We start from the raw sequence: 13,571 nt of genomic DNA on the forward strand, positions 1-13,571 counted from the left end.
ATGATACATCAATCACTAAAATAGTGATATGTAATCATAAATAAATGGTTGTCAGTATCTTGTTAAAAAATCAAAAGAAAATATATAAAAGAAAATGGTCGGAAGAAATTTCTTCCGACCATGACTAGGCGAAGGCCCGCTTTAAATTCCGGCCCAATATAATGGTGGGTCAGTTAAAATTTAATCTGCATCTTTTCCGATACCAGCTTCCCGTCTTTATAATACTCAAACTGCCAGTCTCCATTACGTTTAAACAAAATACCCTTATCGGAACCATTGTCCGCAATGAAATATTCTGCTACCGTTGTTTTATAGAGACTTAAAACTTTCTTTGGCGTAGTGTCGATCAGCTGGTAGCCGGTAGGTGTAGGCTGTGCGTACAGGGTGAGGCCATTGCTCTTGGTTTCAGCAGTAGCTGCGGCAACGGGAGCGGCAGCTGCGGGCGCAGTGGCTACCGGTGTGGTGGCTGCAGGAGCGGTTGCTACTGGTGCCGCGGTGGCTGGAGCAGTAGCCGCTGGTGTGGTGGTCACAGGCGCGGCTGCGGGTGTTGCCGACTGCTGAACCGTTCCATTATAAGCATAGTTCAGTGTAGACAGGGAGCTTAAAGCATCCCGGAGCGCTTCGTTATAAGCAGCGCCATAATCCTTTTCCCTGCTTTTGCCTTCCTTGCTTTTAAACAGCACATTACCACGACAGTCCTTCAGCGTAAGCGTCAGGTTGGTCACAAACACGGCTTTTCGCTGTTCTACATCGGCAATCAACGCGCTGCACTTGTTGCCGGCAATGTCGGTGGGCAGTTCTTTATCGTCAATCATGGCATCAAAGCCCAACCCGTTGAGCACCATCTGGGTGGTGGTATTTAAACCATATTGGTGCACCTCTTTCTGAAAACTAAATTTTTCAGGTACCAGCACATACTTATAGTTGTTGACAGAGTTCTGTGCGAACGCCGCCACACTGAAAAGTAACAGGAAAAAAAATGAGAATCCTTTCATAGTCGAAAATTACCGGATGAAAATACAAAATCCCTGGTAATTACACACCTGCAACGATACTAATTTTAAAACCACCCTTTTTTTACTATTTTAGACCTTTCAACCAACCAATTGTGTGTAGTGGCTGACTTGTATGGAACACTTAGTAAATGAAAAAGAATTGCTCCGGCGTTTGTCGGAAGATGACGAGGCTGCATTTCAGGAATTGTTTTATCATTACTGGGATCAGCTCTACCATGCTGCCTTTCGGTTGACCAAATCTCCGGAGCTGGCTACCGATATCGCCCAGGAAACTTTTGCGAGAATATGGGCCAGGAGAGCTCATATAACGGACGTGGACAATTTCCCTGCCTTCCTGTTTACCATCTCCCGTAACCTGATTCATGACCACCTTAGAAATAAAGTGTTCAGGGAAGATAATGCCGGATACCTGGAAACATATGCGGCCTACCATGAAGCCACACCACAGCACCTGCTTGAAAATAAGGAACTGCAACACCTGCTGCACGAAGCTATCGACAGTTTGCAGCCACAATTAAAACAGGTATTTACCATGGCGCGCCTGCAAGGCATGCGCCACGAAGCCATCGCCAAAGCACTGGATATTACGCCCATGTCGTCAAAAGTATATATGGTACGCGCGCTGGCCGCCCTCCGCAAATATATCCTGGAACGCGGAGGTCCTTTGCTGTTCTGCCTTTCCGTTTATTTTTTACGGGCATAAATTTTTTTTTGAGAAGTTATGTTCTCCTTTTTCCTGCACCGCCGTCATTGTATGGATAGGAGTTGAAATCTAAGCCACCATGAACGATACGGACTTCCAAATATTATTTCAAAAATACCTGGATGATGCCATCACACCGGAAGAAATGCAGCAATTGCAGCTGCAGCTACGGTTGCATTATCCGGCAGCAGCCATCGAGGAACGCTGGGAAAATGCACTGCAGGAGCCCTTTACAGGCCCGCGCAGTAACCCGGAGCAACTGGCAGCCCTTTACCGGCAGGTTAAGCCGGCGGGAAAAACAATTTATGTCAACTGGAAAAAAACATTGGGATATGCCGCCGGCATTATGTTGCTGGTAACGGCAGGTACATATCTGTATTATCAGACAACCAACCGGCCGCTGCAAACGCCGTCCACCACTGCCATGCAGCAACCGGTAATGCCTGCCACGGGAACGGTTACACTAACCCTGGCCGATGGCAGCATAGTGGAGGTCGACAGCCTTGGTCATCAAACCATTCAGCAGCAAGGCGCCCGCATTAGTAAATCCGGCAATGAGCTGGTTTACGCCGGTGGAAACGGTAGCGCCAACAGTATGAACACGCTGGCTACACCACGTGGGCGACAATTTCAGGTCAAACTACCGGATGGCACACGGGTATGGCTAAACGCCGCCAGCTCGCTCCGCTATCCAACGGCATTCACCGGGCCGCAAAGGAAAGTGACTGTTACCGGCGAAGCATATTTTGAAGTGGCCGCCAACGCGCAACAGCCCTTTGTAGTAGCCACCGAAAGGTCCGTGGTAGAGGTACTGGGGACCAGCTTCAACATCAATGCCTACGAGGCCGCCAGCCAGATCAGCACCACCTTGCTGGATGGCGCAGTGCGGGTATCGGCAACACAACCTGGTATCCAACCGGTAGTGCTGCAGCCAGGTCAGGAATCCAGACTAACCAGTGCGCAAACAGTGATCAGCCATGTGGATACTGAAAAAGCGCTGGCCTGGAAAAAAGGCTACTTTAATTTCGACGGCGCCACCCTGCACCAGGTATTAAATGAATTACAACGATGGTACGATATAGAAGTAGCTTATGAAGGAAACATAAAAGATATCCGCTTCGGTGGAGAGTTAAGCAGAAGCAAGAGTCTGGACCAGATTATCACAGCACTGAAAGAGAATGAAGTGCACTTCCGATTGGAAGGCAACAAGCTGACAGTTTTGCCGTAAGGGCCAACAATATTCTATTTACTACTTACAGCACGCAACACCGGCAGGTAGCCGGTAAGGAATCTTTTTGCTTACTACTAACCAAAATCGAGGGAGGGTAACATGAATTAATCACCAACTATTACAACCGTGTCGCTAAAAAAAGGCCGCAGGTGTTTGCACCACCCCGGCCTTCATATGGCCGATACTTTCTGACCGTTTGAGGAAGTCATCTATTAATCAACCACACAATGCAAGTTATGCAAAAATCTGCTATGTGGCGAGGGAATGCTATGCCCGGCCAGATCTCAGGGCCGGCAACAGCAGCGAAATTCCGGAAGCCTTACCTAAAAAAATCGTTAGTCATGAAACTAACCGCTTCCATTTTTCTGACCGCCGCTTTTATAAGTGCTCAGGCGATGGGCTATAGCCAGTCCATCAGTTTTTCGGCTAACAACGTACCTATTCAGCGCCTTTTTCCGGTGATCAAACAACAAACAGGCTACGTCGTATTTTATAATCAGGACCTGCTGGCAGAAGCCAGGCCGGTAACGGTACATGCCCAAAATCAGCCCCTGGGCGAGTTTCTGGCCAGCGTTATGAAAGACCAGCCACTGAATTTCCGGATAGACGGGAAAGATATTATCTTCTCCCGCAAGCCAATGGTATTGCTGCCGGAAGCTATTGCCGCCATCATCAAAGGAAAGATTACCGATGAAAATGGTATACCGCTGCCAGGTGCCACCATCCGCGTTAAAGGAGGGAATGCCACCGCCAGCACCGATGGCAATGGGGAATTCATACTGAAGAATGCACCGGCCAACGCAGTGCTCATTATCACCTACATCGGATATAAGCCCCTGGAAATAACGCCGGATGGCGGTTCAGTGAATGTGCGCATGGAACCGGCTGCATCTGCCTTAAACCAGGTAATGGTAACGGGATACCAGACTATCTCCCGGGAAAGAGCCACCGGCGCTTTCACCACGGTCAACAATGATATCCTCAGCCGCCGACCGGTTTCTAACCTCTCCAGCGCATTGCAGGGCCTCGTTGCAGGTATGCAGGCCAAAGAGAATGAGGACGGCAGCATGGACCTGCTCATTCGTGGTAATACCTCCCTGTATGGCGACCGCCGACCACTGGTAGTAGTAGATGGCTTCCCGGTGTCCAGCAGTAATTTTGCAGACATCAACCCCAATGATGTGGAGTCCGTAACGGTGCTTAAAGACGCCGCCGCAGCCAGTATCTGGGGCGCCAGGTCCGCCAACGGCGTTATTGTTGTGACCACCAAAAAATCGAAAAGTGCAGGTAAACTGCAGGTGGATGCTTCGGCGTTTAACCGCATCTCCCGTATGGCCAACCTGAACCAGCTCACCACACAGGCGGGATCTGCCGACCTGGTAGCCTACGAAAAGCTCGCCTATAAAAACAACTGGGTGTTCTATCCATATGCCGGCGGCTTCAGTGATATTGAGAACTCACTCACCCTGGCGGAAGAACTGATCTACGGCAACCGCGATGGCCTGATCAGCGAACAGGCCATGAACGCTGGCCTCGATAGCCTCAGTAAAATCAATAACCGCCCGCAGATCCGCGACCTGCTCATGCAACGGGCCGTGCTCAATCAATACAACGTGAGCATACGCAGCGGCAGCGAAAAGGCTAAAACCTACGCCTCCGTGATGTATGAAAACAATAAAGGGAACTTTCAGAAAAACAGTTACGACCGCTATATCCTCAACCTGCAAAACGATTTTAAGCTGGCAAAATTTGCGGAGTTCAGCATCGGTGCTAACCTGCAATACCGGAAGGCGGAAACCAGCGGCGCCACCGTGGCGGAACTGGAAGGACTCTCTCCCTATGAAACACTCCTCAATCCTGATGGGGCCTACAGCGTGAATCTCAATACCTATAACCGGGAACAGCTGAAATATATTCCTGCCGCCAAGTTTCCTTATAGCGACTGGTCATACAACCTGTTGCAGGAAGTTCGCGGACGGAAACTCACCAACGAAAGCCTCAACGCCAGGATACAGGCAGGGCTTAAGCTGCGGCTCATGCAGGGACTCACCCTCGACTCCCGCCTGCAATACGAACGTAACAGGATCGACTACGCTGATTACTATGACGAGTCTACCTTTTATGTACGCAGCCTGGTTAACAGTATGACCGAATACAACCCCAGTACCGGCACTATCGGAAAATCGTATATCCCTAAGGGTGGTATCCTGAAACCGCATAGGGTGGGAGATAAAGATGTGAGCCGGTCCGATCTGGAAAGTTTCCTGCTGCGCAATCAAATCAACTTTGATCGCACCTTCCACCGCAGGCACGCCATCTCCGCGATAGCGGGTATGGAATTATCCCAGTATACCACCAACACCGCTGCCAACCCATATGCCTATGGGTATTATGCGGATAAACTCCAGGCCACTGTGCCGCCATATGGCTACGGAGGTTCGTTGTCTCCCATATCAGATTTTACCGGATACCCAACTGTAATTGCAGGTGCTAATCCCGTATTCGGCTGGCAGAAGGACAAATATGTATCTTTCTATAGTAATGCCTCCTACACCTATAACTACAAATATTCTCTTTCGGGAAGTATCCGCAGTGATGCCTCCAACTTCATTACCGATAATCCAAAGCTGCGCTGGTCGCCACTATGGTCGTTAGGCGCCAAATGGAATATGAAAGAAGAAAATTTTGTAGCCGCCAACAAAAATATAGACCGGCTCGAAATGCGGCTCACCTACGGTAAAAACGGTAATGTGGAACGTTCTACTTCTACCCAGGCCTTACTATCAGTAGGCAGCAGCCTTAATACCAGCACCGGTACCATCACCGCCACAGTAGCTAATAACGGTAACCCCGGATTGCGCTGGGAAAAAACAACTACTACCAACCTCGGGGTGGACTTCGCGCTGTTTGGTAATAAATTATTTGGTTCCGTCGACGTGTATAACAAAGTAGGCGACGGTATCATTGGTAACATTGCCCTGCCTGCCGCCACAGGTACCACTATCCAGAAGTTTAATAATGCGGGTATCACCAATCGTGGGATAGAGGTGAGTATCGGGGCAAACGTGCAGCTACCGCACACGCCTATACGTTATACGACTACGGTTACATATGCGTATAACCGTAACCGTATTAACAGCTTATATAATCCATTGTTGTATACCTACCAGATCCTGGATAATGCCTTTGTGGAAGGCCGTCCGGTAAATTCACTCTATTCATTTACCTATGCAGGGATGATCAATGGAGTGCCTCATGTGGTAGGCCCTAAAGGAGCGCCGTTTAGTTTCAACGATGTATCGTTGTATAACACCGCCCTGGGCCTGCCTTTTCTGAACTATGAAGGGACCACCACACCACCGCACACACTCGGCTGGGTCAATACTTTCCAGGTGAAAAACTTTACGCTCACCGCCATCTTCGTAGGTAAAATGGGAGGTGTGTTCCGCAATGAAACGTTCTATTATCCATCCATGGTGGGCTCCGGTAAATTATCAGTGAACCGGTGGGTAAAGGATGTACTGAACGGTGATCCGGGAATCCCTGGCTTTGCATTGCCGAGTGAACCTAAGCTCTACCTGTGGGACCGCTACGCACCTTACCTCAGCTCCCTGGTAGAAAGCTCCTCGTACATAGAATGTAAGGAGCTGACCCTGGAGTATGCGCTCTCCCGCAAGGTGGCAAGAGCCATTCACCTGGCTAATGCAAAAGCGTTTATCCAATCCCGTGACCTCGGGCTGATATGGGCCGCCAATAAAAATGGCTACAATCCAGACTGGTTGCCAGGTACGAACAGGCCAGTGCAATCTTACACCATCGGCGTAAACCTCCAATTCTAACCTGAAATGATGATGAAGATGAAAAAAACAGCATGGATCATTGCCGCGGCAATAACGCTGGCGGGGTGTAAAAAATACCTGGCAGAAGAGCCGAACAAGCAGGTAAGCATCAAAACGGTGTCGCAGCTGGAAGCACTGGTAGATAATGCTCCGCTGTTTGCCTACGAAACCAATCAAACGGCCTCGTTTTCAACAGATGATTATGAGATCGGTAAAGACTTATACCGCCTCAATCCCGGGGCCTTTAACTTCAATGGCCTGCAATACTATATCAATAGTGTGGACGGTGTAGCCAGCCTGGCTTCCGATGATTTGTGGAATGGGGAATACAAGAAAATTTTCACCGCTAACCTCGTGCTCGATAATATCGATAAAGTTACCGGCGACGATGCTGCCCGTGCCCGCGTAAAGGCGGACGCCCATTTTATCAGGGCTATGTCTTATTGGGTACTCGCCAACTACTACTGCGCGCCATATAGTGAGGGAAATCTGCAATCGATGGGACTACCGCTGAAGAAAACCATTGAATATAAAGAGAGCTTGAGTCGCACCACGCTGAAGGAAACCTATGATTTTATTCTGGGAGACATTACAGAAGCAGAGAAAGTGGCTTATGATGATGTAGATCCGCGCAGGGCCTGGCGGGTGAGCAAAAAGGCCATTGCTGCTTTTAGAAGCAGGTACTTCCTGTTTACCGGCGATTATCCGAAAGCGGTAGAACAGGCGGACCTCGCACTGCAATCTTCCACGGCACGACTGGTGGACTTCAAAACCATCAAACCCGGTATTTCCAGGAATTACAGCAACCCTGCGGCTACACTGAGGTACAGTGAGTTGTTTACCTGGACCGCCTTGAATTTTCTGTATTGGCAGGAGATGTATTATTGCCGCTATACCTACAACAGATCGTGGTATACGCCCAGTACCTCGCTGATGAACAGTTACGACACCGCTAACGACCTGCGTTATAAATTGCTGTTTATTCCAAATGGTGGCCGCGAGTTTTCTATTGTAACGCCGGCGACTACACGCTATACCTTTTTTAACACCGGTTATTATGTACCTGCGGGTTTCACACGTGCAGAGGTACTACTCAATAAAGCAGAGGCCCTGGCGCGGCAGGGGAACACCGGTGCAGCCCTGGAAGCAGCTAACATCCTGCGTGGCAGTCGTATGAGCACCTACGTGCCGCTTACCGCCAACAGTAAGGAGGATGCTATTAAACAAGTACTGGCAGAGCGCAGGAGAGAACTGCCTTTTGCTATGCGCTGGTACGATATCCGCCGCTTCAGTGTAAACGATTACACCGGTGATGATATTAAAGTGGTGCGGGAGTTTTATAATATGACCGCCACCGGTATTGACGTAAATACACCACAGACTTACACCCTGGATGCCAGGCGGATGCTGGTGCCTATTAATACAGTAGAAATAAACAGTAGCAACGGTCAGATTCTCCAAAACCCTTATTAACACAAATTAAATTTACAACCATGAATAAAATATTTGCACTCGCACTGGCAGGTAGCCTGGTATTACCTGGAATTGTTTTTGGGCAGAAGAAAAAGGACAAGCCGGAAGTAAGCGCCGCGGAGCTGAAAAAGCTGGCGGCTGCGGTGGCGGCACATCCTGATAGTCTCTCGTTTCACGACGAATTTATTAAGGGTATCGGCATCGATAATCCGGCGGTGGTGATACAATACCAGAAATGGATGAAGCAATTCCCCAAAAACGCCAACGTGCCATACGCGCTGGCAGCGGCCTATCTGGATGAGGAAAGCCCTAAAGCCAAGCCCTACCTGGAAAAAACAGTAGCCCTTGATCCGCAGTACGTAGAAGGCTGGGGCGGACTGTGGACGGATGCGCAACGCTGGGGTAAGTTTGAAGAGGGAGAGGAATACCTGCGTAAAGCCACTGTAGCCGATCCTAATAATGCGCAATATGCTTTTTATTATGCGGAAGGCATGCGGGGAAAAGATGCTGCCAGGCATGAAGCGATGATCCTGGATGTAGCCAAACGCTTTCCGGATCATGAGCGCGGCGCACAGGCCCTTTACTGGCTGGCGGTTCGTGGAAAGGGGGCTGCGTATCAGATGAAAATATTTGAACTCCTGAAAAATAGTTATGATCCGGCTAAGTTCAGCTGGTCGTCCAGCGGAATGAGCAGCTATTACAACCTCCTGCTGGAAGAAAATCCGGAGAAAGCAGTAACCCTGGCAAATGAGATGGCCACAAAAATGGGCGAAGAAAAACAGTCCTGGGAAAAAAATCAGGCCATTGCAAAAGCGGTGGTTGCAGCTAAGGGCTTTATTGCTGCTGGAGATGGCGCTGCCGCATTGGCACAATTGAAAACAGTAAACCTGCCCTGGTACAGCACTGCCCGTGACCAGGTGTTGTTGCTGAAAGCGTCTGCTACAGCGCTTTCCAGCAAAAGTGCTGCTTACGATAGCCTGATGGTTCAGTTTCTGAAAACGCCTGGTACCAAGCTCTTTGCCGGTATGCTGAGCTACGGTGAGCAGTTAGGTAAATCTGCTAAAGAAGTAGGCAATGAAACCTGGAGCCGTTTGCAGGACTCCTCCAAACAAGCCACCGAGTTTAGTCTGAGGAACTACTTCACTAATAAACCAACTACGGTGGCCGATTACAAAGGTAAAGTAGTGCTGCTGACCTACTGGTTTCCGGGCTGCGGCCCTTGCAGAGGGGAGTTCCCGCACTTCGAAAATGTGATCAGGAAGTATAAAGGTCAGCCGGTGGATTATGTGGGTATCAACATCGTTTCTTCACAAAACGATTATGTGCTGCCATTTATGAAAGGTAGTGGCTACAGCTTTACGCCGCTGGAAGACCAGGAAGGCAGAAACAAAGGTAACCTGAGCAATGGCCAGGCTGCACCCGTGAATTTCCTGCTGGATCAGCAGGGGAGGATTATCTTCAGAAACTTCCGCATTGACGGCAGCAATGAAGATCAGCTGGAGCTGATGATTAACTTAGTGTTGAAGCATGAAGCATAGCTATTTTTTTCGGTTGTACGCCCACATGGGTGTACAACCGAAAATATTTTATCCTTTCGTTGCCCTGATCGAATACAACATCGGTATCTTCCCTTCCATTCCCTTTATCTGAAACTCGCCCGGCTTTATCTCCACAGTATTATTAAAGCAGTTATAGGGAGATGTTAGGTGCTCATGGAAAAAATCCAGCGTTAATCCGGCATCCAGCAAGGCACTGATGATCTCCGACAGGCTGTGATTCCAGCCATATTCAGCGTCATGCAGGTCGGCATTCCTGTCGGCGTACGTCCCGCTCAGTTCTTCCATTATGGGCTCACCCGTATTAAAATAGGAATACTTGACAAAGGAAAAGTTATCATCGAACATCCATACTACCGGATGGAAATCCACCATGTAAAAAACGCCGCCCGGCTTCAGTCTTTCCTTTATCACATTCGCCCATTTTTGCAGATCCGGCAGCCAGCCGATGGTGCCGTAGGAGGTAAACACGATATCAAATTGTTCGGAGATATGCTCATTGGCATCATATACGTTGGCGCATACAAAGCGTGCATTTGCCTGTAGGGTAGCGGCCAGCTCAGTAGCTGCGGTGATGGCGGCATCGGAGAGGTCCAGCCCGGTAGAGGTGGCGCCCATGCGTGCGAAGGAGATGGTGTCCATTCCGAAATGGCATTGCAGGTGTAGCAGCGATTTACCATTTACATCCGGCATTTCCGCCAGCTCTATTGGATTGAGGGAGGTGGCGCCAGCCTTGAATGCATCGAGGTTGTAAAACGCAGAGGCAACATGCACTGCCGTTTTATTATTCCATAATTTTTTATTGGCGGAGAAGTAGTGGTCGTAATTTTTCATCTTCGTGTAGTGGGTAACGTTAGTACGTGATGGTTGTTTGTTCCAGGAATTCCTGGTGCTGCCGGTTGCTAAGGTACGAAATAGGTAGTTACAGCCCTACATTTGCCTGTGGATAAGAAACGCAAAACAGGAAAGTCGGATTTGTATAAAAATAAGTCCGATTTAATCTATAGCCCGCCTGCCCCTCCGCTTACCTTTGCCTGATACAGTCAAATTCAGCTTACATGCAAACACTTGTATGTTCTACTCCCGGCAGCTTTGCCTGGGAAAACAGGGAAAAGCCTGTTTCTAAAAAAGGACACGCGATTATTCGTATAAAACGTATAGGCATCTGCGGTACCGACCTGCATGCATTTCAGGGTACGCAGCCCTTCTTCAGCTATCCACGGGTATTGGGGCATGAGTTGTCGGGTATTTTGGAAGAGGTAGACCCTGCCACCGGCTTTACCCCCGGAGAGGCGGTCACCTTCATCCCATATCTGAACTGCGGCACCTGCATTGCCTGCCGGCGGGGAAAGCCTAATTGCTGCGCCAAAATAAATGTTTGCGGCGTGCACATAGATGGTGGCATGACGGAGTATTTCCAGGTGCCCGACTATGCCCTCATTCACGGGCAGGGGCTGGGATTTGATAGTCTGGCCCTGGTGGAACCGCTGGCAATCGGTGCTCATGGCGTGCGCCGGGCAGCGGTGGAAAAAGAGGAGTTTGTGCTGGTGATCGGCGCGGGACCTATCGGCCTCGGTACCATGGAGCTGGCAAGGATTGCAGGGGCGCAGGTGATAGCGATGGACATCAGCGAAAGCCGGCTGCAGTTTTGCCGCGAGCAGCTGGGTATACAACATACCATTGTGGCTGGTAAACCGGATTCAGTACAGCAGTTAGCGGATATTACCGGGGGAGATATGGCCACCGTGGTGATCGATGCCACGGGCAATCTCCGTGCTATCAATGAAGGCATTCAATACCTGTCGCACGGTGGACGGTATGTGCTTATCGGCCTCCAGAAAGAAGCCTTTAGCTTCTCTCATCCTGAATTTCATAAACGCGAGTCCACCCTGATGAGTAGTCGTAACGCTACCCGGGAGGATTTCGATCTGGTGATCAGCAGCATCCGCCAGGGACTCATCAAGCCGGAAACCTATATCACCCACCGCGCCTCCTTTAACCAGGTGTCTGCGGAATTTGAAAGCTGGCTAAATCCCGCCACAGGCGTTATTAAGGCCATGATTGAAGTGGACTAATATACCAGCGGCGCCAATGTTAACTCATTGCTATCATTGGCGCCACTTGTTCTTTCTTTTCCTGCCGCCAGTTATTTTTGCCCGGTCTGGTCTATATGTCTGCTACCATAGATATACCATTGGATCGCTTAAAGGAAGGCGATTTTAAAGTGTTTGAAATGATTTTCAACACTTACTGGGAAGAGCTGTTTATCTACGCCGCAAGGGTCATGGAAAGTCAGGAAGATGCACAGGATATTGTGCAGGACCTTTTCACCAGCATCTGGGAGCGCCGGGAGTCGCTCAGCCTGGAAACAGAACTGCGTTATTACCTCTTCAGCGCTACCCGCAAACTAATCCTCCGCCGCTTTCGCAACGAGGGTCTCAAAGAAAAGCACCTTTCCAAATTTATTGAATACAGCGACTTAAGAACTACCCTATTACAGATTAAGGTAGAAGACAAAGACCTCCTGCAACATTTTCATCGTGACCTTCACCAGCTACCTGAAAAAGAACGGCAGGTATTTGAATGGTACCATTTCGAAGAGCTTAGCATCCGTGAAATAGCCCACCGCAGCGGCACCGCCGAGCAAACGGTGCGCAATCAACTCAATAATGCCTATCGCAAAGCACGTCCGTTGCTCCATAAACTTCTCTTTTTCGTATAGCCATATTACCAAAATGTTAACTCGTATTTCCCGATAGTTAAAAACTACCGTTGGTGGAACCTTATCTAAAACACACCCGATTTTGGAGCAACCGAGCCACAAATATCCGTTCGATCATATACCGGAAGAGCAGCTGGAGCAATGGCTGGATCACCTGGCCACCACCACGCCGTTTCCAGGCGAAATGCCGGCCGGAAAGGCCAGAGAGCAGCTGCGCCGTCAACTGCTGCAACAGGTAAAACAAAACATAGGCCATGCCGCACCGAAGGTAACGCGCATGTATACACGTTGGGCGGCTGCTGCGGCAGTAACCCTGTTGCTCGGAGCAAGCACCTGGCTGCTCCTGCACCAAACACCTCCGCCAACAAAGTTTGTAACGCTCTCCACAAAAAATGGAGAAAGGAAAGTGGTCACGTTGCCAGACAACAGTACCATCTACCTGGGACCTGATGTAACACTGGCCTACGCAGAAAACTTTTCCCGCCAGCGGGAAATTAAACTCCTGCGGGGAGAAGTCTTTTTTGATGTGCAACAGGATAATCAGCATCCTTTCCGGGTATACGTAGATAGTTTGCAGGTGGATGTATTGGGCACATCGTTTAATATCAAGGCCTACGCCCGCCACCAGGAAATGACCATTGGCGTAAGCACCGGGAAAATCCGCGTCAGCAAGGCCGCACGGGTGTTAGCCACGCTCACACCATCACTGCAGATGCAGATCAGTAGAAAAAATTATCATTATATCACCACAGCGCTGCCGGGCATCGATATGGAAGCGCTCCGCAGTAACCGTATCAGCTTTGAAAATATGCCGCTGACGGATGTACTGACGATGCTCGAAGCCTACTATCCGGTACAGTTCAAGCTCCAAAACAATCCGGAGCTGCGGGTAAGCGGATCATTCAACAGGCAGCTTTCCATACAACAGGTGGTAAGCGTGCTGCAACAACTGACCGGTAAGAAAGTAATATTTACGCAACAACAACCAGGTACCTATATCGTACAATCATCCTGAACATATAAAACTTAAC

The 13,571-nt window shown here is 49.4% G+C and carries 10 protein-coding genes; 8 read left to right on the forward strand and 2 right to left on the reverse strand.

Translation table 11 applies throughout. The features are described 5' to 3' along the window. Positions 1 to 173: 173 nt before the first annotated feature. Positions 174 to 995, reverse strand: a complete 822-nt coding sequence (locus tag KW844_RS09070) for a hypothetical protein (RefSeq protein ID WP_218376408.1) — start codon at positions 993 to 995, stop codon at positions 174 to 176. A gap of 133 nt (positions 996 to 1,128) precedes the next feature. Here KW844_RS09070 and KW844_RS09075 point away from each other — a divergent pair, with 133 nt between their 5' ends. The 5 genes from KW844_RS09075 to KW844_RS09095 all read left to right on the forward strand — a co-directional run bounded on the left by KW844_RS09075 (position 1,129) and on the right by KW844_RS09095 (position 9,800). Then, positions 1,129 to 1,719 carry an RNA polymerase sigma factor gene (locus KW844_RS09075; protein ID WP_218376409.1) on the forward strand — a complete coding sequence of 197 codons (591 nt, stop codon included), beginning with the start codon at positions 1,129 to 1,131 and terminating at the stop codon, positions 1,717 to 1,719. Positions 1,720 to 1,798: 79 nt separating this feature from the next. After that, entirely contained in the window at positions 1,799 to 2,947 is a 1,149-nt protein-coding gene (locus KW844_RS09080) for a FecR family protein (RefSeq protein WP_218376410.1), read from the forward strand. Positions 2,948 to 3,291: 344 nt separating this feature from the next. Next, positions 3,292 to 6,789 (forward strand): SusC/RagA family TonB-linked outer membrane protein, encoded by a 3,498-nt coding sequence (locus KW844_RS09085; RefSeq protein ID WP_218376411.1) that lies wholly within the window; start codon positions 3,292 to 3,294, stop codon positions 6,787 to 6,789. An 18-nt stretch (positions 6,790 to 6,807) separates the two neighbouring features. Further along, positions 6,808 to 8,262 (forward strand): RagB/SusD family nutrient uptake outer membrane protein, encoded by a 1,455-nt coding sequence (locus tag KW844_RS09090; protein WP_218376412.1) that lies wholly within the window; start codon positions 6,808 to 6,810, stop codon positions 8,260 to 8,262. A gap of 20 nt (positions 8,263 to 8,282) precedes the next feature. Then, the gene (locus KW844_RS09095) at positions 8,283 to 9,800 is read left to right on the forward strand and encodes a TlpA disulfide reductase family protein (protein ID WP_218376413.1); all 1,518 of its coding nucleotides are present in this window, start codon (positions 8,283 to 8,285) and stop codon (positions 9,798 to 9,800) included. Positions 9,801 to 9,848: 48 nt separating this feature from the next. Here KW844_RS09095 and KW844_RS09100 read toward each other — a convergent pair whose 3' ends face one another. Beyond that, entirely contained in the window at positions 9,849 to 10,652 is an 804-nt protein-coding gene (locus tag KW844_RS09100; RefSeq protein WP_218376414.1) for a bifunctional 2-polyprenyl-6-hydroxyphenol methylase/3-demethylubiquinol 3-O-methyltransferase UbiG, read from the reverse strand. A 224-nt stretch (positions 10,653 to 10,876) separates the two neighbouring features. Here KW844_RS09100 and KW844_RS09105 point away from each other — a divergent pair, with 224 nt between their 5' ends. The 3 genes from KW844_RS09105 to KW844_RS09115 all read left to right on the forward strand — a co-directional run bounded on the left by KW844_RS09105 (position 10,877) and on the right by KW844_RS09115 (position 13,555). Then, positions 10,877 to 11,893 carry a zinc-binding alcohol dehydrogenase family protein gene (locus KW844_RS09105; RefSeq protein WP_218376415.1) on the forward strand — a complete coding sequence of 339 codons (1,017 nt, stop codon included), beginning with the start codon at positions 10,877 to 10,879 and terminating at the stop codon, positions 11,891 to 11,893. A 95-nt stretch (positions 11,894 to 11,988) separates the two neighbouring features. After that, on the forward strand, positions 11,989 to 12,540 hold the full coding sequence (locus KW844_RS09110; RefSeq protein ID WP_218376416.1) for a sigma-70 family RNA polymerase sigma factor: 552 nt from the start codon (positions 11,989 to 11,991) through the stop codon (positions 12,538 to 12,540). 82 nt (positions 12,541 to 12,622) lie between these two features. Then, positions 12,623 to 13,555 (forward strand): FecR family protein, encoded by a 933-nt coding sequence (locus tag KW844_RS09115; RefSeq protein ID WP_218376417.1) that lies wholly within the window; start codon positions 12,623 to 12,625, stop codon positions 13,553 to 13,555. Positions 13,556 to 13,571 lie beyond the last annotated feature (16 nt).

Source organism: Chitinophaga sp. sic0106 (assembly GCF_019219075.1).
In the GTDB taxonomy this organism is placed as follows: Bacteria; Bacteroidota; Bacteroidia; order Chitinophagales; family Chitinophagaceae; genus Chitinophaga.

Coding starts and splice junctions, on each gene's coding strand:
- KW844_RS09075 (WP_218376409.1), top strand. CDS start 1,129: ATGGAACACTTAGTAAATGAAAAAGAATTGCTCCGGCGTTTGTCGGAA.
- KW844_RS09070 (WP_218376408.1), bottom strand. CDS start 995: ATGAAAGGATTCTCATTTTTTTTCCTGTTACTTTTCAGTGTGGCGGCG.
- KW844_RS09110 (WP_218376416.1), top strand. CDS start 11,989: ATGTCTGCTACCATAGATATACCATTGGATCGCTTAAAGGAAGGCGAT.
- KW844_RS09090 (WP_218376412.1), top strand. CDS start 6,808: ATGAAAAAAACAGCATGGATCATTGCCGCGGCAATAACGCTGGCGGGG.
- KW844_RS09095 (WP_218376413.1), top strand. CDS start 8,283: ATGAATAAAATATTTGCACTCGCACTGGCAGGTAGCCTGGTATTACCT.
- KW844_RS09085 (WP_218376411.1), top strand. CDS start 3,292: ATGAAACTAACCGCTTCCATTTTTCTGACCGCCGCTTTTATAAGTGCT.
- KW844_RS09080 (WP_218376410.1), top strand. CDS start 1,799: ATGAACGATACGGACTTCCAAATATTATTTCAAAAATACCTGGATGAT.
- KW844_RS09100 (WP_218376414.1), bottom strand. CDS start 10,652: ATGAAAAATTACGACCACTACTTCTCCGCCAATAAAAAATTATGGAAT.
- KW844_RS09105 (WP_218376415.1), top strand. CDS start 10,877: ATGCAAACACTTGTATGTTCTACTCCCGGCAGCTTTGCCTGGGAAAAC.